Annotated in this window: 12 protein-coding genes and 1 tRNA gene; 7 read left to right on the plus strand and 6 right to left on the minus strand. The window is 46.5% G+C overall.

The features are described from left to right. Window positions 1-142: 142 nt before the first annotated feature. Both HQ865_RS13360 and HQ865_RS13365 read left to right on the plus strand, forming a co-directional pair. Window positions 143-3,331, plus strand: a complete 3,189-nt coding sequence (locus HQ865_RS13360; RefSeq protein ID WP_173415372.1) for a ligand-binding sensor domain-containing protein — start codon at window positions 143-145, stop codon at window positions 3,329-3,331. A 3-nt stretch (window positions 3,332-3,334) separates the two neighbouring features. Beyond that, window positions 3,335-4,267, plus strand: coding sequence for a glycoside hydrolase family 43 protein (locus HQ865_RS13365; RefSeq protein ID WP_173415373.1), 933 nt, complete (start codon window positions 3,335-3,337; stop codon window positions 4,265-4,267). A gap of 27 nt (window positions 4,268-4,294) precedes the next feature. Here HQ865_RS13365 and HQ865_RS13370 read toward each other — a convergent pair whose 3' ends face one another. The 4 genes from HQ865_RS13370 to HQ865_RS13385 all read right to left on the minus strand — a co-directional run bounded on the left by HQ865_RS13370 (window position 4,295) and on the right by HQ865_RS13385 (window position 13,874). After that, window positions 4,295-5,230: an alpha/beta hydrolase gene (locus HQ865_RS13370; RefSeq protein WP_173415374.1), complete on the minus strand. Its 936-nt coding sequence runs from the start codon at window positions 5,228-5,230 to the stop codon at window positions 4,295-4,297. Between the two features lie 29 nt (window positions 5,231-5,259). Continuing rightward, on the minus strand, window positions 5,260-6,912 hold the full coding sequence (locus HQ865_RS13375) for a glycoside hydrolase family 43 protein (protein WP_173415375.1): 1,653 nt from the start codon (window positions 6,910-6,912) through the stop codon (window positions 5,260-5,262). Between the two features lie 24 nt (window positions 6,913-6,936). Continuing rightward, on the minus strand, window positions 6,937-9,411 hold the full coding sequence (locus HQ865_RS13380; RefSeq protein WP_173415376.1) for a glycoside hydrolase family 95 protein: 2,475 nt from the start codon (window positions 9,409-9,411) through the stop codon (window positions 6,937-6,939). A 134-nt stretch (window positions 9,412-9,545) separates the two neighbouring features. Then, the gene (locus tag HQ865_RS13385) at window positions 9,546-13,874 is read right to left on the minus strand and encodes a hybrid sensor histidine kinase/response regulator transcription factor (protein WP_173415377.1); all 4,329 of its coding nucleotides are present in this window, start codon (window positions 13,872-13,874) and stop codon (window positions 9,546-9,548) included. Window positions 13,875-14,538: 664 nt separating this feature from the next. Between HQ865_RS13385 and HQ865_RS13390 the strand changes: the two genes are divergently transcribed. The 4 genes from HQ865_RS13390 (at window position 14,539) to HQ865_RS13405 (ending at window position 22,210) form a co-directional block, all read left to right on the plus strand. Next, entirely contained in the window at window positions 14,539-15,486 is a 948-nt protein-coding gene (locus HQ865_RS13390) for an AraC family transcriptional regulator (protein ID WP_173415378.1), read from the plus strand. A 47-nt stretch (window positions 15,487-15,533) separates the two neighbouring features. Continuing rightward, window positions 15,534-18,674 (plus strand): SusC/RagA family TonB-linked outer membrane protein, encoded by a 3,141-nt coding sequence (locus HQ865_RS13395; protein ID WP_173415379.1) that lies wholly within the window; start codon window positions 15,534-15,536, stop codon window positions 18,672-18,674. A gap of 19 nt (window positions 18,675-18,693) precedes the next feature. After that, the gene (locus HQ865_RS13400; RefSeq protein ID WP_173415380.1) at window positions 18,694-20,559 is read left to right on the plus strand and encodes a RagB/SusD family nutrient uptake outer membrane protein; all 1,866 of its coding nucleotides are present in this window, start codon (window positions 18,694-18,696) and stop codon (window positions 20,557-20,559) included. 124 nt (window positions 20,560-20,683) lie between these two features. Then, window positions 20,684-22,210, plus strand: coding sequence for an IS1182 family transposase (locus tag HQ865_RS13405; RefSeq protein WP_173414705.1), 1,527 nt, complete (start codon window positions 20,684-20,686; stop codon window positions 22,208-22,210). Between the two features lie 148 nt (window positions 22,211-22,358). On the opposite strand, the gene HQ865_RS13410 is transcribed toward HQ865_RS13405, so the two are convergent. After that, window positions 22,359-23,390 (minus strand): glycoside hydrolase family 53 protein, encoded by a 1,032-nt coding sequence (locus tag HQ865_RS13410; RefSeq protein WP_173415381.1) that lies wholly within the window; start codon window positions 23,388-23,390, stop codon window positions 22,359-22,361. 25 nt (window positions 23,391-23,415) lie between these two features. Next, window positions 23,416-24,462, minus strand: coding sequence for a glycoside hydrolase family 53 protein (locus tag HQ865_RS13415; RefSeq protein ID WP_173415382.1), 1,047 nt, complete (start codon window positions 24,460-24,462; stop codon window positions 23,416-23,418). A gap of 132 nt (window positions 24,463-24,594) precedes the next feature. Between HQ865_RS13415 and HQ865_RS13420 the strand changes: the two genes are divergently transcribed. Next, window positions 24,595-24,681: transfer RNA gene (locus HQ865_RS13420), tRNA-Ser, on the plus strand. Window positions 24,682-24,893 lie beyond the last annotated feature (212 nt).

Genomic DNA, 24,893 nt, shown 5'->3' on the forward strand with positions numbered 1-24,893 from the left:
AAACAGGTTATAATGTGGCCTTATAAGGTTCAAATTAAGCAAACCGCATCCGCATAAATTGTTCAATCTTTTGTCGATTTGTCTCAATCGGCAAAATGCCCGGCCATAATCTTGCGGTTTATATATATTTGATCTACCGATTATGCGCCGCTTATTTAAAACCCTTTGTTTACCATTCATCGTACTGCTTAGTGTAACGGTATGCAAGGGACAATCGTACTATTTTAAGCATTACCAGGCCGATGAGGGTTTGGCGCATAACACCGTTATTACGGTGATACAGGACAGCAAAGGCCTGATGTGGATAGGCAGCCGCGGCGGGCTGAACCGCTTTGATGGATACACCTTTAAAACCTATCGCAATAAAAAGAACAAGTTTGGCAGCATCGGCAACAACATCGTCAACTCCATTGCCGAAGATAAAAAGGGTATGTTATGGGTGGGTACCGGCCGCGGTATCTACAAATATGATCCGTATACCGAAGTGTTTACCCCGCTTGATGGCGTGCCGCAAACCGGCGTAAGCTATATTTTGATAGACCGCAAAAATAACCTGTGGTTTTTGGTAGATGGCGAGCTGTATGAATATAAACAGGCACAAAGCAAACTCGCCGATATGAAAATGCGGGGATCGTGCCTGGCTTTTGATGGCAGCGAGAATTTGTGGATGGGTAACGATGATGGCGTGGTACGCATCTATAATATCAATACCAGTCAATTTTCCGAAACACGGATAGTTGATAAAAGCGTGCCGGCCAACCTACGGTCTATCAGTAAGATACTGCCTACACAAAGAAACGAGGTTTTGATAGGCTGCTTTAAACAGGGGCTAAAAAGCTATAACGTAAAAACCGGGGTGATCCGATCCCTGCTACAGCATAACAGTGATAACACCGAGATCTACGTACGCGATATTACCGCTGAGAGCGATGACAAGTACTGGGTGGCTACAGAATCGGGCATTTATATTTACAATTTAGCCACCAACACCAGTTACAACCTGCGCAAGCGAGCGGGCGACCCTTATTCCATTTCGGACAATGCCGTTTACGCCGTTTGTAAGGATAACCAGGACGGCATGTGGGTGGGCACCTTTTTTGGCGGATTGAACTACTACTCGAAAGAAAACGCCCGGTTTGAAAAGTATTATCCCCTGCTGGGTGTTAACTCCATATCGGGCAATGCCGTGCGCGAGATCTGCCGCGATAATAAAGGCAATTTGTGGATTGGTACCGAAGATGCCGGCATTAATAAATTCAATTTAAAAAGCGGGCAGTTTACAGGCTACAAACCCAATGGTCGGCAAAGTGGTATATCATACCCCAATATACATGGCCTTTTGGCCGTGGGTGATCAACTGTTTGTAGGGCCGTTTTTGCATGGCATGGAGGTAATGGATGTGCGGACAGGGCTGGTTACCGACCGTTTTAAGCTGATTGGCGAGAAGAACCACATGATCAGCGATTTTGTGTTGTGTATCTATCTTACCAAAGACAGTACATTGCTTGTCGGCACTACAGGTACAGGCTCTGGCCTGTTCGCTTACGACAGGAAGGCAAAGCAATTTACACGGGTTAAGCAGATACCCTATAACTCGTATGTATACGATATTAAGGAGGATGCCGAAGGCAATATCTGGACGGGCAGTATAGCGCAAGGCGCCTTTTATTACAACCCTAAAACGGGCAAACACGGCAATATCCGCTTTGGAGACAAAGTGGATAATAAAATTGTAAACGAGTTTGCCGTTTACGGGATATTGGAGGACAGTAACCATGCCATGTGGTTCACTACCGAGGGCGGCGGCCTTATCAAACTAAGTCCAGACCGGAAAACTATTAAAAAATTCACCACCGAGAACGGCCTGCCCAGCAATGTGCTGTTCCGCATGCTGGAGGATAACTCCAAGCACCTGTGGCTCAGTTCGCTCAGGGGGTTGGTGTGTATAGATATGCATACTGATCAGTTTAAGATCTATACGCAATCTAACGGGTTAATTACCGACCAGTTCAACTATAATTCGGCTTATAAGGATGTGGATGGGAAGATGTACTTCGGATCGGTTAAGGGGATGGTTGCTTTTAACCCTGCCGAGTTTGGGCAGCGCGATCCAAGCCCGCCGACTTATATTACCGGCTTTCAGATCAGCAATAAGGAGATCGTACCCGGAACAGAGGATGGCCCGCTGACCAAATCGATCCTGTATACAGATACAATTGTGCTGGCACATGATCAGAATAATTTCAGCATCGAGTTCGCGTCGTTAAATTATTCATCACCCAAGGTTACCCGGTATAAATATTTGATGAAGGGGCTGGATCATGACTGGACCTACCTTAACAGTAACCGCAACGCCTATTTTACCGACCTTTCTGCCGGTAAATACACTTTTATTGTGCAGGCCGAAAGCAATGTAGGCAGTTGGGCAGGCAAGGAACGGCGTTTGTTTATACAGATACTACCCCCTTTTTGGAAAAGCTATACAGCTTATTTTTGCTATTTGCTAATCCTGGTCATCAGCCTGTATCTATCCATACGTTATTATCACCAATACCTGGAGCGCAAGAATTTAAACAAACTGCAACTGTTTGAACACGAAAAGGAAAAGGAGATCTACCAGGCTAAAATTGAGTTTTTCACCAATATAGCACACGAGATACAAACACCACTAACCCTTATCGTAGGCCCGGTTGAGCGCCTGATCAAAAAAGCGGAAGAGCAGCCTGCCATTAAAAAAAGCCTGCTGATGGTGGAGAAGAACGCCCGCCGTTTAGCCGACCTGACCGCCCAATTGCTGGATTTTCGTAAAACCGAAATGGACCAGTTTGGGCTAAACTTTGTGAATGTCAATATCAACGATCTGCTAAAGGAGCAAATTGCCGCGTTTAAACAGGAAGCAGAAAAATATAAGATCAGCCTGAACCTTGAATTACCTAAAAGCCAGGTGGTGGCTTTTGTGGACAGGGAGGCTTTGGTGAAGATCTTCAGTAACCTGGTATCAAACGCGGTGAAGTACGCCGCTACTAAGGCAACCATCAGCATTGTTTCGTTTAAGGATAAGGACGAACAGTTTATCATTCGCTTTATCAACGATGGCAAAGCCATTCCCGAAGAATTCCAGGAACAGATCTTTGAGCCTTTCTTCCGTTTGCGGGCCAATGAGAAGCCCGGCACAGGTATCGGCCTTTCGCTGGCAAAATCGCTTACCGAACTGCACAATGGATCATTAACGTTAGCTTCGGGCAATGCTGATAATATTGTTTTTGAACTAAGGCTACCGGTTCACCAAAAATTTGAGTTCAAGTTAAGCAGCTGGAAAAAAACAGAATAAGCAATGCAAAGAGTAATTACCGCCATACTATTTTTTATAGGGATAACTGCCGCTCATGCGCAATCAGGGAAAGATACTATCAAACTCGCCGACCCAACCATATTTAACAATGATGGCACCTATTACTTATATGGCACCGGCAACCCCAACGGCTTCCCTGTCTATACTTCGACTGATCTGATCAACTGGCAACGCCAAGGTAAAAACGCCTTGTTAAAAGGCGATGCTTATGGTACCAAAGGCTTTTGGGCACCGCAGGTAATCAAACAAAACGGAAAGTATTACATGGCTTACACTGCCGATGAACATATTGCTATAGCCGAAGGCGATAGTCCCTTAGGGCCGTTCACTCAAAATGTACATAAGCCGGTCACTTTACAAGGGAAGCATATCGACCCATTTATTTTTAAGGATACCAATGGCGACTTTTATCTCTACTTTGTGCGCCTGCAACAGGGCAATCGCATATTTTCGGCCCGGCTTAAAAATGATCTGAGTGATATCGATTCGACAACCGTAAAAGAATGCCTGCACGCCGAATCGGGCTGGGAGAATACGGCCAACTCGGGATGGCCGGTATCCGAAGGGCCGACAGTTATAAAGATCGGCAACTTATATTACCTGTTTTATTCGGCTAATGATTTCAGGAATATCGATTATGCTGTAGGATATGCCACTTCCCCCTCCCTACTCGGCCCATGGACCAAATACGCCGGCACCCCTATCATCAGCCGAAAAAACACCGGGCGAAACGGCAGCGGCCATGGCGATATCTTACAAAAGGATGGCAAGTTGTACTACGTTTTCCATACCCACAGTTCAAACAGCACTGTCGGGATGCGCAAAACGGCCATTGTTAGCTTAGCAGTTTCTAAAGACAAGCCTGCTGTTGTTTCTGTAGTCCCTGGTTCGTTCCGTTACCTGGAGGGCAACTAAACTACTCCAGATTTTGTTTCGCACCCGTTATTTACCGTTTAATTTTTCGGGGATGAGATTCATTTCGATCATCCATGCCTCACAAAGTTTTGTCCACTGATCGGTTGAACCGGGATTATTTCGCAACGCAATAGCGTGTGCCCCTTGCGGGAATGCATGGAAACTTACAGGTACGCCAGCCTGTAGTAGCGCCTGGTAAAATAGCAGGCTATTCATGGGGTTAACGGTTTTATCGTTAATGGCATCCACAATAAAACATGGCGGCGCTTTTGTATTTACGTTTAACTGTGCCGAGAATTGCTTTTTCAAATCATCGGTAGCATTAGGGCCTAACAGGTTCTTCACGCTGCCGGGATGTGCGTAAGTGGTGCTCAGATCAATCACCGGCGATACGAGTATCATAAAATCGGGCTTAAAGGCAACATTATCCAGGCTATCCTTAATAGCCGAAACATCCCGGTCGGTTACCCCGGCGGTAGCCGCCAAATGCCCACCCGATGAGGATCCCATAATACCTATCTTATCGGGCTTAATGCCCCATTTCGTTGCGTTTGCCCGTATATATCTGATAGCCCGTTGTGCATCCATCAGCGGCCCGGTTTGTCGTTCAACCAGGTCAGGCGAATTGGGCAGTCGGTAGTTTAGCACAAAGGCAGTTATGCCCATGGTATTGAACCATTTGGCCAGTTGAAAACCACTGATCACATAAGCCAAACGCTCGTACCCCCCACCCGGGCATATCACTACGGCAGCGCCCTTGTTCTCCTGCGTACCGGGGAAGAATGCGTACATACCTGGCAGCATCACCCGGTAAATACGCTCGTTGGCAATGCTGTCCTTCAGCTTCAGGTGTTTAGAGTTGGGGATATGCCCCTTGGGCCACAGCTCAATAAAATCCTGCGCGAAGAGTTTGCCGCAGGTTACCAGTAAAACAAGCAATATTAGCCCCAACTTTTTATGCATAATTAAATTCCTGATCCTAATTACAAAATTTATTTAACGGCGCTTACCCTAAACCAATCAAAATCGGCATAGCCCGAATCATTAGTTTGGCTTTCGCGGGTGCAGAACAAACCTACCTTTGCACCTATCCACTGCCCTACCCTGGCCTGGAATTCGCTGCCGGCCTGCATAAAATCGCTCCCGTTAAGGCTGTAGCTAAAGTTACATTTGGCACCGGCGGTAACCTGCACACGCAGGTAAACGGAGTTTGATGTCAGCTTCACTACTTTTGTTTCGTCTTCGGCATTGCCCTTTCCGGCATCTTTGCAAACCCCATATACCAGGTACAGGCCATCTTTCATATGCTTTACCGCTAAATTGGCGTAGCTTAAACCCATTATGGTTAGGCCAGCCCGCTCATTCTCTAACTTAGGGTTGGGTGTAAAATTAAGCTTGGTAGTAACCGTAAACTCATCGGCCGGGAATTTTTGCAGCAATACGTTGCCTGCACCCCATAAGTTCTTCGCGCCCTCGGGCAGTTTATCCGAGAACAGGCGCAGGTTGCCTTTACCCCCATCCATAAAATACCAGGTAGCCTGCGCGTTCGCCATCCATTGCCATTGCATGCCTAAAGTTTGCCCGTTAAACTCATCGCTTTCGGCCGGAGTTTCAATAGGGTATGTTTTACCTACATTAGGTTTTTTATATACGCTTACCGGTTCGCCTTTTCCATCGCCATCTTTATCTACCCCAATCACCGGCCAGTTATTTTTCCAGGTCATGGGCTGCAGGTGCACCACCCTTCCATAGGCGTCCTTATCCTGGAAGTGTACAAACCAGTCCTCGCCGGTTTGGGTGTTTACCCAGGCCCCCTGATGCGGCCCGTTAACCGGGCTTTTTCCCTGATCCATCACTACTTTACGTTCGTAAGGGCCGTAGATGTTTTTTGATCGCAGCACCAGTTGCCAGCCTGTAGATACACCGCCTGCCGGAGCAAAAATGTAGTAGTATCCGTTGCGTTTGTAAAACTTGGGGCCTTCAATGGTTGGGTCAAGTTCGTGGCCATCGTAAACCAGCACCCCGGCATCGGTTACCTTAGTGCCATCGGCATTTAACTTATTTACGGCGATGATGCTTTTTATGCCCGCCCTGCTGCCTGCATAAGCGTGCACCAGGTACATCTGCCCGTCGTCATCTATCAGCGGGCATGGGTCTATCAACCCCTTCCCGGCATACACCATTACAGGCTGACTCCATGGACCGGCGGGATTTTTAGCCTTGATTAGGTAAATGCCGTAATCAGGATCGGGATAATAAATATAAAACTCGTTATGATAATACCTGATAGCCGGCGCCCACACCCCCTCGCCATGACGTGGGGTGTCGAAATGTTCGAAAGGTGGCTGGCGCAGCAAAGCATGGCCAATAATATTCCAGTTTACCAGGTCCTTTGAATGCAAAACGGGCAGACCCGGCATATCTTCAAAACTGGATGAGATCAAATAAAAATCGTCGCCTACGCGGATGGCATCCGGGTCGGAATAATCGGCATTAAGTATGGGGTTTTTATAAGTGCCGTTACCCTGATCGGCCACCCAAACTTTGGAAATGTTTTTTTCAGGTTGTTGCCTTATTGGCGTTTTTTGTTGCGCAATGGCAACGCCGGTTAATGTTATCGCGCAGAGAAGTAAAGTATATTTCATTCCTGGTTATTATTTTTATAGAGATCAATTGCTGGTTAATATATAGGTTTTGCCCGCTGTTGTATTAAAATCGTAAACTTTTGCAGGCTTGTATTGCATGCCTTTCAACCGGGAAGCATCAGCTATAACAGGCTGTTTAATTTGATTGACAAGGAATAGCGGGTTACTGTTATTACCTGTAGCAGGTTTCAATATTACACCATTGCCTTTCAGGCTATTTGGCAAACGCAAACGGCAATTGCCGCCAAGTTTTGATGTGATTACCAGTTTAGTTATTTTACCTTTGGCCCAATACATATCTATCATAAAGCCGCCACGGGCAACCAGGCCTTTGATAGATCCTGTTGTCCAATCGGTGGGCAGGGCTGGCAGCAGCGCGATATCGCCATCGTAGCTTTGCAGCAGCATTTCGGTAATACCGGCAGTACAACCAAAATTACCGTCTATCTGGAAGGGCGGGTGCGCATCAAACAGGTTAGGATAGGTACCACCACCCTGTGCTGTTTTATCGTTTACAGCCGGGGCCGGTTTTAGCTGGTCTTTTATCAGTTTCCAGGCATGGTCGCCGTCCAGCAGGCGCGCCCAAAAGTTCACCTTCCAGCCCATCGACCAACCTGTTGATACATCTCCCCTGCTGATCAGCATATTTTTGGCGGCCTCCTGTAATTCGGGATGCGCGTAGGGCGATACCTGCTTGCCGGGGAACAGGCCGAACAGTTGCGATATGTGACGATGCTTATCGCCCTCCTTGTCCCAATCCTCCATCCACTCCTGCAGTTGGCCCCATTTGCCAATATGCATGGGCGGCAGGCGATCCCGCTTGTTTATCAGTGTATCGGTAAAAGCTTTATCGGTGTTAAGCGCCTTTGCTGCCGCGATAGTGTTAGAGAACAGATCGAACACGATCTGATTATCCATAGTTGTGCCCTGCGTTAACGAAACCGAACCAACCACCTTATCCCGTATAAAATCGTGCTCGGGCGACATGGATGGCGATACTACCAACCAGTGGTGATCCGGCTCTTCCTGCAGTGCATCTACAAAATAGGTGGCAGCACCTTTCAACACCGGGTATATTTCGCTCAAAAATTTCTTATCGCCAGTGTACAGATAATGCTCCCACAAGTGCTGGGTGAGCCAGGCGCCGCCTGTTGGAAATATGCCGTAATAAGCCTTATCCACCTGCCCGCTGATGCGCCAGATATCGGTATTGTGATGCGCCATCCAGCCGCGCGCGCCATATATTTTGCTTGCACCATCGCGCCCGGTTACCGAAAGATCCTTCACCAGGCTGATCAGCGGGCCGGTCAGTTCGGTTAAGTTAGTTTCTTCGGCCGGCCAGTAATTCATTTCGGTGTTAATGTTGATGGTATATTTACCTCCCCATGGCGGCGACACCTTATCGTTCCATTTACCCTGTAAATTTGCCGCCTGCCCGCCGGGTTGAGAACTTGATATCAGCAAGTATCGACCAAACTGGTAGTATAACGGCACCAATGCCAGGTCATCGCCATTATCAAAATCCTTAACGCGCTGGTCCATGGTTTTTAATGATGAATTTGCTGATGTACCCAATTTGAAATTTACCCGGTTAAAGTAACGTTGGTAAAACGCAATATGATCTTTCAAAGCCTGTGCGTAAGGCTTTCTTATTGCGGCATTTAAATAGGCCGATGTTTTAGCGGTGGCATCGCCACTTAAATCGTGATAGTTTTTAAAGTTGGTGCCCATGGCGGTATAAATGATTACCGCGTTGGCTTTGGTAATGGTCAGTGACGTATCATTGGCCGATATGCTTCCGCCCATATTAAGCGCTTTAGTTTGCGCCTGGAATTTCACCTGCCCGTCTATCCCTGAGCGCGAATCGGTAGTGCCGTTCAATGTCAGTATATTATTTGCGGTACTTACGGCATGCTTAGCCATCGGCGTTTGCATGCTTAGCGTACAGGTGACGGCATTGGGTTTATCAGCAGTTATGCGGGTAATAATGGCCTGATCGGTAAACGAGGCAAAGGTTTCCCGCTTAAAATGCACGCCGTTAACGGTATAGCTTACGGTGGAAACCGCTTTAGAGATATCCAGGTCGCGATAGTAATCCGCTACATTATCATGCCCCGGGAAGCTGATAAACAAGCTGCCGACTGTTTGGTAAGGCATGCCGTTTTGTTTAGAGAACATCTTTTCGTTCGCCAGTGCCTGGGCTTCGATATATTTCTTTTCGTTGATCAGCTTACGCAGCTCGGGCACAATGGCTTTATCATCAGCGTTCACATTATTATGGGGACCACCAGCCCAAACGGTTTCCTCGTTCAATTGAATTTGCTCGGCGGCGGTAGTGCCGTATACCATACCGGCTATGCGCCCGTTGCCGATGGGCAGGGCTTCGTTCCAGTTGGCCGCGGGCTTGTTGTACCACAGTTTTAAATTTTGTTGCGCGTTCACCGCGCCAACTGTAAGGGCCAGTACGCATGTAAAGCTTATTGCTTTTCTAATCGACATTATACTTATAATAAAGGTTTACCGGTTGCTGCCGGTTGATATCCCAAAGCTAATGATACATTTGCAAAAACAATGCAATCGATTGCCTTATTTATCTGATATATTGTCATACAAGCCCACGATAGTAAATTCTTTTAAGTTTTGCTATTTTTCTTATACTCGCTGGGCAGCATGCCCATAACTTCCTTAAAGCGCTGCGAAAAGTATTTGGTATCGCTAATGCCAACCATGTAGGATACCTCTTTGATGGAGTATTGCTCGGTCTCGATCAGCTTAGCGGCGTGCTGAAATTTGATCACCCGCATATACTCAATGGGGCTTAAGCCGGTCAGGCTTTTTAGTTTCTTCACAAAAACCGAGCGGCTCATGGGCATAATAGAGATCAGGCTATCGATGGTAAAGGCCACATTGCTGATATTCTTTTCAATTTCGGCCTTTACGGTATTAATAAACTGGTCGTTCAGATCGTTATGAACTGGTGTATGCAGGCCAACGGATAAGCCGTTCAGTCCTTTTTTATTGGTTAAATGCAGGTAAAGCTTTTTACGCTGATCTAAAATGGTCTTAATGCGTGATTGCAGCATCTTGGTACTGAATGGTTTGGTGATATAGGCATCGGCGCCGAGATCGTAAGCTGATATTTCTGTATCCCTATCCACCTTGGCGGTTAGAAAAATAAGCGGGATATGGCTGGTGGACTGTTGCTGCCTCAGTTTTTTCAGGAAATCGATCCCGTTCATCCTGGGCATCATAATATCGCTAATAATGAAATCAGGGATTTCCTTTTGCGCCAATTCCATCGCTTCCTGCCCGTCCATGGTCTCAAAAACCCGGTACTCGTTTATCAGCAGGCCGCTAATATACTTCCGCAGGTCGTCATCATCTTCCACTAAAAGTATTGAGATTCGCCCGTCCTGTACTTCGGCCGGACCGGTATTATTATCTGCAACCGGGGCTGCTTCAATCGGAGCGGTGCCAAAGTTTACATTATCTGCATTTTTCAGGTGCTCCGTCCCTTTTAAAAACAGCACGGTAAAGGTGCTTCCCTTATTCTCTGTACTATCAACCTGGATGGATGCGCCATGCCGTTCTACGATCTCTTTCACAATGGAAAGGCCTATCCCGGTACTTGGCTTGCTTTTATCAGGGTGATGAGAAACAAAGCGCTTAAACAGCTTTTGCATAATTTCCTCGGGCATGCCGCTGCCGTTATCGGCCACCTGCACAGCTATCTTCCCGTTTTGAGGGGTGATGTTTACCGTTATCGTGCCGCCTTTGGCTGTATGTTTAAAAGCGTTGGATAACAGGTTATACATCATCTTATCAATGCTGTCGCGGTCGATATAAATGGTTTCGCCAGCCGTTTCATCGTTGATGCTGAGCGTTATATTTTCCGTTTGGGCGTTTTTTGCAAAATCATTGGCAATACTGGTAACGAACGCCCCTACCGGCGTTTCCAGAACGGTAAGCAGTTGATGCTGTATCTTGCGGAAGTCCAGTATCTGGTTCACCAGTCGCAGCATCCGCCTGGAGTTTTTTAATACCAATTGTAATTGCTGGGTAACGTTGGGATTGGTCTTTTCTGATTCGAGGATGTTTTCAACCGGCGATACGATCATGGTCAGTGGCGTGCGGATCTCATGCGAGATGTCAGTAAAAAAAGTCGACCGCATTTCGGTTTGCTCGTGCTCCAGTACCAGTCGGTCTTTCAATCTGAAGAAGATAATAACCGAGCGCGCGATAAAAAACACCAGGCACAGTACCGCGATAATGTAAAACGCCCAGGCCCAGCCTGTTTGCCAAAATGCCGGCACAATGGTTATAAGCAGTTGATGTTCGTTATTAAGCCACAGGCCCTTGCTGTTGGTTGATCGCACATGGAACACGTATTTCCCCGGCGACAGGTTAATATAATTAGTACTCCGCTCGCGGGTATCTACCCAATCGCTATCCACCCCGTCAAGCTTATATTGGTACCTGATCTGTTTGGTATAGGCCATATCCAGGGCAGCAAAGGAAATGGTGATGAAGTTTTGCTTATGATCCAGCTTCAGCGATGCCAGGTCATCAATATGCTGCATCAGCGGCGACGAATTGCCGACAGGCACATTACGGTTAGCCAACTGGAAGCCCGTGATGGCCATGTAAGGTTTAAATGAATCAGGCTTTAACTTCGATGTATTAATTGTAATAAAGCCGCCGGTAGTGCCCAACATGATATTTCCAGTGCTGGTATTGATATCCCCACCTTCTGCGAAATTATCGCCCCTGATCAATCGACTGATGTCGTAATAATTTTCAAACGTGTGTTTGTTGGGGTCAAACCGCATCAGGTTTGATTCGCAAACTATCCATAGCTTATGTTCGGTATCTTCCTTTATTTGATTGGTCAGATCTGATAGCAGGCCATTCCTGGTAGAGTAATTTACAAAGCGCGATGGATAACCTTCTTTATCTTTAGCCACCACCTTATCAAAACCACCACCAAATGTGGCGATGTAGATATCGCCCTTACTGGTGGTGCAGATATCGTAAACATCATTTCCGCCAAGGCCATTATTTTTTTGGCTTCGCTGATAATGCCTGATCTCATCCAATTTATTCTGTGTAGCATCGGGTGCTATCACAAACAAACCCAGCGTGGCGCCTATGTACAGCTTGCCCGAATGGTCTTCGGCAATGCTGCGGATATGATAAGCGGTATTAATGGGATAATTTTTAAACTGATTTTTGAAATTGTAGAAACGTCCGTCGATATGATTATCAGCCAGGTTCAATCCGCCTGCGTAGGTACCTATCCAAACCCGGTTACGGCTATCGGCATAAATGCGGTAAACGCGGTTATCGGTAAGGCTGTACGGGTCGGCTTTGTTGGTTACATAGTGCGATACCTTGTATTTTCTGTCCGTACCATCGGGCACTAATTTATATACACCCGCGCCCTTGGTGCCTACCCAGATATTGCCCTCGGCATCTTCTATCATACTGTAGGCCATGCCGCCTAAAGGCTTGCCCGTGCCAATGCCACCATCAGCAGTGATAATGCCCAACTTTTCCTGGTTAGCCGTATAAATATTGATCCTACCATCCTTGGTAGCTATCCATACGCGGTGATGACTATCCTCCAATATGCTGCGCACATTGTTATTACCTTTGGCGTTCACCAGCGAGAATTTAAACGCGGGATCGTTCAGGATCAATTTCTCGATACCCTGCGAACGGGTGCTGAGCCACAGGTTGCCCTGCTTATCCGAAAAGCCGGCGTATAACATAGATGAAAACGAGTTGGCGTCAGCCGGCCGCATACCAACAACGGGCACAAGACTGTCGGCAGATGGATCGTACCAAACAAATCCCCCTCCCGATGAGTGGATCCAAACATCATGGTTCACATCCTCCCATATTAAAAACTTAAGCGTAACCAGGTTATCGTTGGCGTTTTCTGGCTTAATGGGGTAATATTTAAGCGTTCCGGCTTCGGCATTAAACCGGGTAACGCCGCCGGTGCCGGTCTCTATCCAAACATTTTTACGGGTATCAATATAACATGATCGGATCCGCGCGGCCGTAGTATCTGCTAACGATGATGATACGGCATATCTTTTCAGCGCATTGTTCTGGCTATCATAAGTCAAAAAATCGTTATCGGAAGAACATATCAATAAGCGTTGATCGTCTATTTTTTTCAGAAAAGCAATAGCTGAACGAGAGCCGGTAGCGAACAAACGAAATTTATTAGTGTCCTTATTAAATATATAGATGCTGCCGTTTTTTGAACCAAACCATATTTCGTTACCTAATTCAACCGCAGTAAAAAAACTGACCCCATTGGTGAAATATGAGCGCCGCGAACGAAGATCGGGCGAGAACTGGAACAAACCATTATCCGTCAATATCCACGATCGCTTTTCCTTATCCTCCAGTATCCCCCGCACCTGGTCGTCTATCTGCTTATCGTTACCTATGTTAAACAACATGGGCTTAAAGGCCGTATCCTTAAAACAGATACAGCCTTCGTTATTGCTCACCAGCCACACCTTGCCTGAGGCCATAGGAATAACATCCGACACATGAAAAGGACTTTTTTTAAATGGCGGAAACGACCGGATGTTAGAGAATGCTTCAAGACGGGGGTCAAAACGGTAGATGTCGTTATCGTGCGTCCGCGTCCAGATGTAGCCGTGCTTATCCAGGTAGATCTTATCGAAGCGGTTACCGCGCATCAGCCGGGTGTCTTCCTTGTTGATAATATACGAGTGAAACGCCGACCCGTCGAACTTGCTGATGCCATCCCAGGTAGAGAACCACATGAAGCCCTTTTGATCCTGCAGCATGTCCATTACGGTTTTTTGCGGCAGGCCGTCTTCAATGCCGTAATGCTGCACATCATACTTAAGCTGGGCCGTGGCGTGGCCTGCCATAAATATCAATAAAACAATAAAAACGAATCGATGAGGTTTCATGCTGTTTACCAAAGGTAAGTGTTTCGGGCTTTTAAGTTCTGTACTCATCCGATTTATGCAGCCACGCCTAAGGGGGACATTTTGTTTGATTTGGTTGGTCAAAACGTTTGTGGCGACGAAATGACACCCTAAATTCCAACGGTAAAGGGGTGTCATAATAGTATTTGAATCTTAATGCTGACAACAGGTTACCACGCTGTAGCGATATAATATAATTTACTAATAATCAATAACATACAATCAATAACCAGTACACAACAAGTTATATCGGCAGCTATCAAGGTATTAGTAAGGGTAGACTTTTTGTGATGCTTTTCCTGTTTTCTATACATGTCGGATAAAACCATCATACAAACGGGCTCCAAACAATGTTTTTTATATTAAATATTTGATTATCAAATACTTATATTTTTCAATGATAATATCGTACAATCAATAGATAAAAGATGCGAACATGCCCCCTGTTGCGTAATTGATATTTGTCTTCACAGGCCATCAGCAGATAGGCCCCCAATTATAAACGATAATACAAAGTAGCCAGGGTGGCGGGATCTAAGGCCCGCCCGCGCAGATTGATGAGTGATGGTATCATGCCTTATGGGTGATACACAACACCAGCTGACGGCTCGCTTTTGATTTTCCTATAAGAAACAAAGAATAACAAATGAGGCCCCATTTTTTAAAACTCCAGGCGCAGCCGCAAAACTCGTTCAGCATCAGGCGGGATGTTTTGCCCTACTTTAAGGGGGTATGGCATTACCACCCCGAACTGGAGTTGCATTATGTAATTAAGGGCGAGGGTATACGGCTGGTGGGCGATAAGATCAGCAACTTCTCGGCCGGCGATCTGGTGCTGCTGGGCGAAAACCTGCCGCACTGCTGGCGTTGCAATGAGGAATACTTTTCAGCTTATTCTAAAATGAATGTGGAGGTAGTGGTGCTACAGTTCCTGCCCGATTGCCTGGGCCGCTACCTGCTTAACCTGCCCGAAGCTTATCTGCTTCCCAAACTGTTTGAAAAAGCCAAAGCCGGCTTAAGCTTTACCGGCAACACCAGGGCGCGGGTGGCCGAAATGATGCAGCAACTGGTTGATTTATCAGGTATGGACCGCCTGGTGACCATGGTGAGCATCTTAAAGGAATTGTCCGAATCGGCCGAGTGCAGCGAAATTACCCTTACCAAACGGAAGTTTTATACATCAAACGAGATCGATACCAACCGGTTCAATAATATCTGCAACTATACGCTTACCAACTTCAGGCGCGAGATAAGCCTGGAAGAGATTGCCGAAGTGGGTAACCTGAGCGTAACCTCGTTTTGCCGGTATTTTAAGTTAATGACCAATCAAAAGTATTCGGATTTTTTAACGCAGATCCGCATCAGCCATGCCTGCCGCCTGCTGATAGACGACAAGCTATCTACCGATACGATCTGCTTCGAATCGGGCTTTTATAACATATCTAACTTTTACCGGCACTTTAAAAAAGTAACCGAACTAACCCCGCTGGTTTACAAGAACAAGTATATGCAGGGCAAGCCAACAGGGTACGATGCCTTCCCGGCCATTCGGGCAGCGCCACCACCCGCGCCACTAATAACTCAAACACGATAAACATAAATGACCTCTAAAAACAATTAAAAATCCAATTAACTAAACCCATGAACCTATTTTTACCAACAAGGATCTTTTTAAGATCATTCATCAGGGGAGGCTCGCTCCTTGTCTTCCTGTTGTTAGCAACACAGGTATTTGCTAAAAACGGGCCAACTAATCGCGAGGCATCTGCTACGCAAAAAGCCCCCATTACGGTTACCGGTACCGTGGTCGATGAAAAAGGCGCTACAGTTCCCGGCGCAACCATCAAAGTTAAAAGCACCGGTAAAACTACCATTACCGATATTAACGGCGCCTTTTCTATCGCGCTTGCATCGGGCGATGAAACACTGATTGTAAGCTTTGTAGGCTACAAGAACCAGGAGGTGGCCGTAAAAAACCGCACCAATATCCGCGTTACCTTAGAAAGCGCCATATCCGACCTTGACGAGGTAGTGGTAATTGGTTACGGTACCGCCAAGAAACGCGACCTGACCGGCGCTGTATCATCTGTAAAGGGATCGGATATTGCATCAAACCCCGTTAGCAACCCGCTGGAAGCCTTACAAGGGCGCGTTGCAGGTTTGGATGTGCAAAGAAATAGCGGCGCGGCTGGTTCGGCCCCAACCATGTTAATACGTGGTAACCGTACGGTTTACGGCGCGGATATCACCAAACCCAACCAGGGTTCGGAACCGCTGTACATTGTTGACGGTATACAAGGCAGCCCAACTTCGATCAACCCGGATGACATCGAAACCATCGACGTTTTGAAGGACGCCTCGTCTACCGCTATTTACGGTTCGGCGGGTGCCAACGGTGTTATCATTATCACAACTAAAAAGGCCAAGGCTGGTAAAGCCACTATTGATGTGGACAGCTATTACGGCATCAACGGCTTCGCATCCTACCCCAAACCCTTACAGGGCGCTGCCTGGCTGCAATACCTGCAGGATAAATACTTTGCCAGCAACGGTAAACAATCAACCGATATTGTAAGCGATCTGAACATTCCTGCTTATGCAAGAGGGCCTATCCAAAACAACCAATATGTAGACTGGGTTAACGAAACCTTAAAGCGCGGCGCGCAGCAAAACCATCACCTTGCTATCCGCGGCGGGTCTGAAAACATTCAGGGGTACTTCTCGCTGGGTTATATTGGCGAAAAGGGTATCTATAAGGGGGATGAGGTGAAGAGCTATAATATGAGGACCGGCGCAGATGTAACCTTCAGCAAACTGTTTAAGGCCGGTATCCAAAATACCATTAACATGCGTGATGGTTCAACCAGCAGCAGTGTGGTAAATAAAGCTTATGGCCTTTACCCTATCGGTACACCTTATAATGCCGATGGCAGCGTTAACCTGTTCCCCATTGGAGATGGTGTAACCGTGAGCCCGATAGCCAATTACGAACCGGGGGTATACCGCAACGATACAAAAAACATATATGGCGCTATCAACCCTTATATCGAGTTCCACCCGATAAAAAACCTGAGCGTGCGTTCTAATATGAGTTATATATTCGGCTATACCCGTAAAGGTACTTTTGATAACGAAAAATCGTACTTCAATGCTTCGCAGGCACAAAATATTAAGGAGGCCAGCTACGGCACTAACCTAAACTACGGTTATATCTGGGAGAATATCATAAACTATAATTTAACCCTGTTTAAAGACCATTCTTTAGCGTTTACCGGTATCACATCGCTTAATAATTCAAAAACCGAGAGCTCAAGTATTTCCGGGCAGGGTTTAGATTATGACGCGTTTATTTATTACAATCTTGGCGCATCTTCGCTTATCACCAATAAATCAACCGGTTATACCGAACAGAACAAGATCTCGTATGCCGGCAGGTTTAATTACAGCTACAAAGGCAAATACCTTTTAACTGTTACCGATCGTTTTGACGGAGTATCGCAACTGGTTAAAAAATGGGCGCAATTCCCATCGGTTGCTGTAGGCTGGCGCGTTAGCGACGAGGATTTTATGAAGAGCACCAAAAACTGGCTGAGCAACCTGAAACTGCGTGGCAGCTACGGTATAGTAGGTAACTCGAATATTAAACCTTACAGCAGTTTAACCCAGGTTGCATCAAACTCTGCATCAACCCCGATAACCTTGGGTGGTACCGCCGCCTTACCTATCTATGTACTAACCAAAAACGTAGCAAACGAGGACCTGACCTGGGAAAAATCATATGCTACTAACTTAGGTTTAGATATGTCGTTCTTTAATAACCGCCTGGAATTTACTGCCGAGGCTTATTATACCGATACCCGCGGCTTATTGTACGATCGTCCGTTGCCAAGCGCTTCGGGTGGTTTTGATGCCAAGACGGCTTACGTAAAAACATCAAACATCGGTACATCTACTAACCGTGGTTTCGAGTTAACGGCATCGGGCCAGCCGATAGTTGCCAAAGGCTTCAGGTGGACATCGACCCTGACCTATACCCGCGCCGAGGAAAAACTAACCAGCCTTGATTTGGGTAACTCCATCACCCCATCTCAGCTCATCTCGTTAAACTTATTTGTGGGCAGTCCTATTTACACCGCATATGGTTATAAAAAGATTGGTATCTGGCAAACATCAGAAGCTACTGAAGCGGCTACTTATGGCGCTAAACCGGGGGATATCAAGTTACAAACCGTACCAATTGTAAATGCCTCGGGCGTGTCGGACAATGGCGTACACACCTACAGCACAACAAATGATAAAATGGTAGTTGGTCATTATAATCCTAACTGGCAGGCTGGCTGGCAAAACACCTTCAATTATAAAGGCTTTGATATTAATATTTATATCACCGCACGCTATGGCCAGGTAGTTAACGCGCAATTGCTGGGTTATTATAATGCTACCGCTCAACCCGAATCATACAATTACTGGACCCCAAACAACCCAAGTAACGATTTCCCGCAGCCTTATGTTGGCAGCACCATCAACACCAACTTTTCAAGCGCATTATCGTTGGTTGATGGCTCTTACTGGAAGATCAAAAACCTGACTTTGGGTTATACCATTCCATCTAAACTGGTATCAAAAGTGGGTATATCGCGGATACGCTTTTATGGCACGGCCTACAACCCATTCATATTTACCAGGAGCAATATGCTGAAAAGTGTAGATCCTGAGAATGGCGGATCAGATTCGTTCCCGCTGTATAAGCAACTGGTATTTGGTATGAACTTAACTTTCTAATCAATCAATTAAGATAAAGATGAAAAGACATTATAAAAAAGCCCTGATAGTTTTAGTAACCATCTGCGGTTTTAACTTGCTATCGTGCAAGAAGACTTTGGAAGAATATAACCCCGGCACTGTAACCTTAGACCTGGCCTTCAACAATAAAACAGGCTACGAAGGGCTGATCAACTCATGCTATAACGATATGTATTTCTTTTATGGCAAGGTGGATTGGATTGGCCCCTCGGAAATGGGTACCGACCTTTGGCAGAACACCGGTTCGGGCGATGCGGGATTATGTACTTACGATGCTACCCTTACCCCTGCTTACGGCACCCTTAAAACCTGCTGGGGTGGTTGGTATTCGTGCATTAACCTTTGTAATACGGCCATTATGTATGCGCCTACCGTAAAAGGCTATGCCAGCCAGGCCGAAGTTAACGCTAAGGTGGCTGAAGCATATTTTATGCGCGCCTGGGCCAATTTTAATTTGGTTGAGCAGTTTGGCGGCGTTGTTTTACGCACCGAATCTACCGCGGTGGGTGGTGTAGACCTTGTACCTGTACGCAGTACAGAAACGCAGTTTTACGACCAGATCATATCCGACCTGCAGTTTGCATGTACAAATTTGCCTATCACCCAAACCTTACGCGGCCGTATACAACGTAAGGCAGCTTACGCTATGCTGGCAAAAGTGTACCTGCAACGCACCCGCATAGGCGATAAGGCAAAATACGCCAAACTGGCCCTTGATGCCGCCGAAGAATTGATAAACAACCCGACAAAATACAATTGCGCCCTTTACCAAAGCGATGCGACCAAATCGGGCTTTGCCAAACTTTTTGACAATGCCAACAATAAAAACAACACCGAATTTTTATGGGTGCAGGCAATTGACGTAACTGGTTTGAACCCTGATTTCTTTAACCGTGGCCGTACGCACCAGTATTATTTACCAGATTTGGCCGGTAAAGGTGTAGATTGGGGGCAAAACGGTACCAGCCTTTTATACGGCCGCGCCAATGCCCGCCAGTACAAACCAAGCGGTTACCTGCTTACCAAACTGTTCGATCCGCGCGAGAATACGCCTGATACCCGTTTTGCAAATTCGTTCTTCTACAAGTTTTATTCGGCTTCCAATAAAACCATCACCGCGGCCATTGCCACAACCTATCAGAAAGATGCTTCTATTGTAGGTAAAGTAATATCAACCACAGCCGCGTTCTATAGCGGGCCAAACTATTATAACGCGGCCGGCGCTACCTTTGAAGAGGAAATAAATATGAACGCCGATCAGGGCCTGTCGGTATTTACGCCAAACTGGAACATCCCATCGGCTACTAAAAAGAGCATGCCTTGCTTAGTTGCCGACCCAAGCGATGTTTTCGATGCGACGGGTATCAACTATAAAGTTGCGGCTGCCGGCGAGGTTAACTACAAGGATATCTTCCCCGCATTGAAGAAATTCTCGGGCAAGTTGTATTCGCAAAGCAACCAGGACTGGCTGGGCGATTTCGGCATCCTGCGCTTAGGCGAAACCTACCTGATAGCCGCCGAAGCAGCATTACTGTATAATAACGACCAGGCCAAAGCCGCGCAATATGTTAACGTGATCCGCGCAAGGGCAGCTATAACCAGCCGCCAGGCCGAAATGACCGTTCTGCCATCGGATATGACCGTTAATTTTATATTGGCTGAAAGGGGCCGCGAGCTTTGCGGCGAACACACCCGCTGGATCGATCTGAAACGTACCGGTAACTTAACCACGGCTTATTTACAGGCTACCAATCCTGTAGCGGCTACAAACTTTAACCCTACCAAGCATATTGTTAGGCCTATCCCGCAATCGTTCCTTGATGCGATAACCAATGCCAAGGAATTTGGAACAAACGGGTATTAATAAAATAGTCTCTTCTGCAATGGGTTTTAGCAACCCACATATTTGTTTAATAGATTGGTTGAGGCTGTCTCAAAAGCGAGGCAGCCTCTTTGTTTTTGAGCGTAATTTTCAGTAACTTAAAGGCATGGGAGGAAAAGTAGTCTTTAAGGAATATGATCCTGACCAGTTAACCTTTTTACCGTATAAACTGGAGGAACTGGTACCGCAGGGTCATCCGGTACGTATTGTATCGAAGGTGGTCGATCAGGTAGATGTTAAACCGATTAACCGCAAGTATAAAGGCGGCGGGGCATCCAGCTTTCATCCGCGGCTGATGCTCAAGCTGCTGATCTACGGTTATCTGACCAACACGTATTCTTCACGGAAGTTGGAAGACCAGGCCGCGCAGAATGTACATTTCATGTGGCTTTTAGGCATGAAAAAGCCTGATCACAATACCATCAACCGTTTCCGGAGCGAGAAGCTGTCGGGTGTTTTAAAGGAGATCTTCTCACAGATCGTATTGTTATTACAGCAGGAAGGTATCGTCTCGCTGAAAGAAGCTGTTTTTACCGATGGTACCAAGATCGAATCGGTAGCGAACAAGTACACTTTTGTATGGGGCAAAAGCATTAAGAACAGCAAGGAGAAGATGAAAGCCCAATTGGATGAACTGTGGAGTTATGCGCAAACCATCGCTGCCGAAGAACTTAAAGACACCGCACCGCTGGAATACAGCGAGATCAACCCGGAAAAAGTAAAAGAAACGATCTCAAAGATCAACGCCGCCCTGGACGATAAGGAAGATGTCGATAAGAAAGTAAGGCAGAAGCTGAACTATGCCAAAAAGCACTGGCCGGAGAACCTGGCCCGGTATGACGAGCAGGAAAAGCTGTTAGGCGGTCGCAACAGCTTTTCGAAGACCGACCCGGGTGCCACCTTCATGCGGATGAAAGAAGACCCTATGCTGAACGGGCAGCTTAAACCCGGATACAATCTGCAGATCTCCACCCAGGAGCAGTTCATCTTGAACTATAGCCTGCACCAAACCACAACCGATTACCAGACCCTTCCATCACACATCGAACAATACGAAACTTTATATCATGCACTTCCAAAAGCGGTAGTGGCCGATGCGGGCTACGGTTCGGACGAGAACTATGGCGTATTACAGCAAAAAGGCATTGAAGCTTATATCAAATACAACACGTTCGACCAGGAACAAAATAAAGGCATCAAAGCATTCGGTAATGACAGTTTGCACTATAATGAACAGGAAGATTACCTGGTATGTCCGATGGGACAACACATGCAGCATATCGGCACCGGGCAGCGGGTCACCACATCCGGCTATGTGCAACTGATCAGCCGCTATCAGGCGCAGAATTGTGAAAACTGCCCCATGCGGGGCGTTTGTCACCAAGCAGCCGGTAACCGCGTGGTGGAGATCAACCACAGCCTTAGAATACACAAGCAGATAGCGAAAGAAAGATTGAATACCGAACAGGGCATCAAATACCGAAAGCGACGGCCCGCAGATGTCGAACCGGTGTTCGCCAACCTGAAGCATAATCACGGCTTCAGGCGATTCCTGCTGAAGGGAATGTCCAAAACCGAGGTCGAAATAGGGTTATTATCCATCGCACATAACCTCAGAAAGTGGAAAGCCTGATAAAAAAGGCTTTTTATCCGATAAAAACACCTGAACCAACTCAAAAAAATCGAAAGCAGGCTGATACAGTCCCGCTTTCCTAATAACTCATCTAAATCGGCATCAACGAAAAAACCGCCTCATAATTGACTTATGAGACGGCCTCTTTTTATTGCGCGATATTATACTTCTTGCTGAGATCTGAATAGGTATTTAAATAATCGTTCGATTTACCGGCTTTATCAACAATCGTTTCGCCCCAGCTTAAAGGTTCCCAAATAAATGTGCCTTTCAACTTGTTACCCGGCAAACTAAACGCGATATCGTTTACGTCCTGCTTCTTTTGCGAATATTCAACTACGATAACATCCTGCTTGTAGCGGTTGGTAAGATCGGTAAGATTATTACGCAAGCTATCGGGCGTTCCATGCCATTCGGGATAGTAAGATTCACCGATGATATCGAACTTCACACCGCGCTTCAATACGCCATCAATAAACACCCTCGATTCGGCATTTTGACCACCGCAGGCAATATGCAGCATAATGCGCGGAATTTTATCGGCATCCTTTACCCCGGCAATACCAGCTTTAATAAATGCGGACAGTGTATCCATGTTTTTATTTCGCCCATCGGGCCATAGCATCCCGTGGTTAATTTCATTACCCACCTGCACCATATCGGGCGGGGTCCCCTGCTTTTTCAAAGCGGCAACCACCGTTTTTGTGAACGCGCGAATAGAATCCTGCAATTGCTGAAAGTTTGATTTTTTCCAGGCCGCTGGTTTAAACTGCTTGCCCGGGTCGGCCCAGGTATCACTGTAATGAAAATCTAACAGGAAACCCATACCCGCGGCCTTGATGCGCTTTGCCATAGCCAGCGTATTTTGCAGATCGCAATATCCTTTTTTTGAGTAACCACTATCCGCACGGGGATTATTGAAGATGCGCAGACGCACGTAGTTAAAGCCATGATCCTTCAGCAAGCGGAACGCGTCCTTTTCAACGCCGTTGTCATAAAACTTCCGTCCCGCGTCCTCAAGCGATGGCAGAAAGGAAATATCGGCACCCATAATTTTATCAAACTGTACCGGCTTATTGTTTACCGGCGATGGCCCGGCGGCACTCAACAGACCGATAATTAAGATACCGGCAGTTAACGCCAGGCTGCATTGAGTAATAAAACGCTTGTTGATATTCATATGATGTTATATTAAAATCTTATTTTCAGTTTGCAAATGCATCCAGTGCAATGGTCGGCTTACCATTATTATCGAAGGCGCCAAGTCCGTAACCCATCCAATTGTAAGCCTCCGGTTCCCAATAAAATACGCCCAACCCATTACTGTTACTAATGGACTTTATTTTGCCGATCAGGTCGCTTAAAAAAGCTTTGGCTGTAGTGGCATCGTTGGCTGCAAAACCTGTTTCGCAAATCATAACAGGCTTGCCATAGCGCGCTATCATATCGTTCATATTGGCCAGGCATTGCGTATTATAGTTTTGCCAGTTACTTGCTGTAGGATACAGAGACATGCCGATAATATCCCATTTAGCACCGTTATTCTTCAGGCCATCAAACAGCCAGCGGAACAGGCTATTATCGTACCCGTTTGATATATGCACAATAACCTGCGTGGTGTTGCTCACATCTTTTACGCCCTGATACCCGGCGTTGATCAGCTTGGCAAAATTAGCCATATTGATTGAAGCGCGCCCATCATCCCACAGCATCCCATCGTTGGTTTCGTTCCCCACCTGCACCCAATCGGGTGTAATACCGTTAGTCTTTAGGGTATTCATTACGCTTTGGGTATAATCGTGCACGGTGGTTTGCAGTGTGGCAAAGTTTTGGCTTGACCAGGCCGCTGGTTTGGTTTGCTTTCCCGGGTCGGCCCAGCTATCGCTGTAATGCAGGTCAATCATAATTTTCATCCCCAACGCCGTTGCTCTTTTAGCTTTGGTAACCACATCGGCCATATTGCACCAGCCATCAGCAGGGTTAACCCATACCCGCAGCCGGATGGCGTTCATACCTTTATCCTTTAATAATTGCATACAATCCTGCTGCATGCCGCCGGCGTTATAAAACTTATAGCCCGATGCTTCCATTTGGCTTAGCCAGCTTACATCGGCCCCTTTGGCAAAAAAGGCAGTAGTGGGATTAGTTATAGGCGGTGTGTTGCCATTATCCGTATTCTGTTGGCCCGAACCACCCTTTTTACAGGCAATGCAGCACAGCAATATCCAAACAAAAATGGCCCGCTTTTTCATTGTTTAAATGTAAGCAACATTCTATCCTTGTCAACCTTTTACAAAATTGAATTAGTTTTTGCGGGTGATGAATTTAATCTATACATTTGCAGCCCGCCAAAAACGGGTACTGATGAAGATCAGTGTTTATACGGAGAGGTGTCAGAGTGATCGATTGTGCCTGATTCGAAATCAGGTGTACTTTAACCGGTACCGGGGGTTTGAATCCCTCCCTCTCCGCTGAAAAGGAAATGATCAGATTTGATCGTTTCCTTTTTTTATGGCTATATAACTTATCCGGGATCCTCTTATTTAAATGTCCAGCCCGCAGGGCAGCGGCTGTCATCATTGCCATTGCCCACACTATCCATAGTGTTCAAAAGCTGTCCGAATATCTCTGACCCCACACGACTATGCAGATCATCATACCAGCCCGGAATGAGATAAGATCG

Source organism: Mucilaginibacter mali, assembly GCF_013283875.1.
GTDB lineage: Bacteria > Bacteroidota > Bacteroidia > Sphingobacteriales > Sphingobacteriaceae > Mucilaginibacter > Mucilaginibacter mali.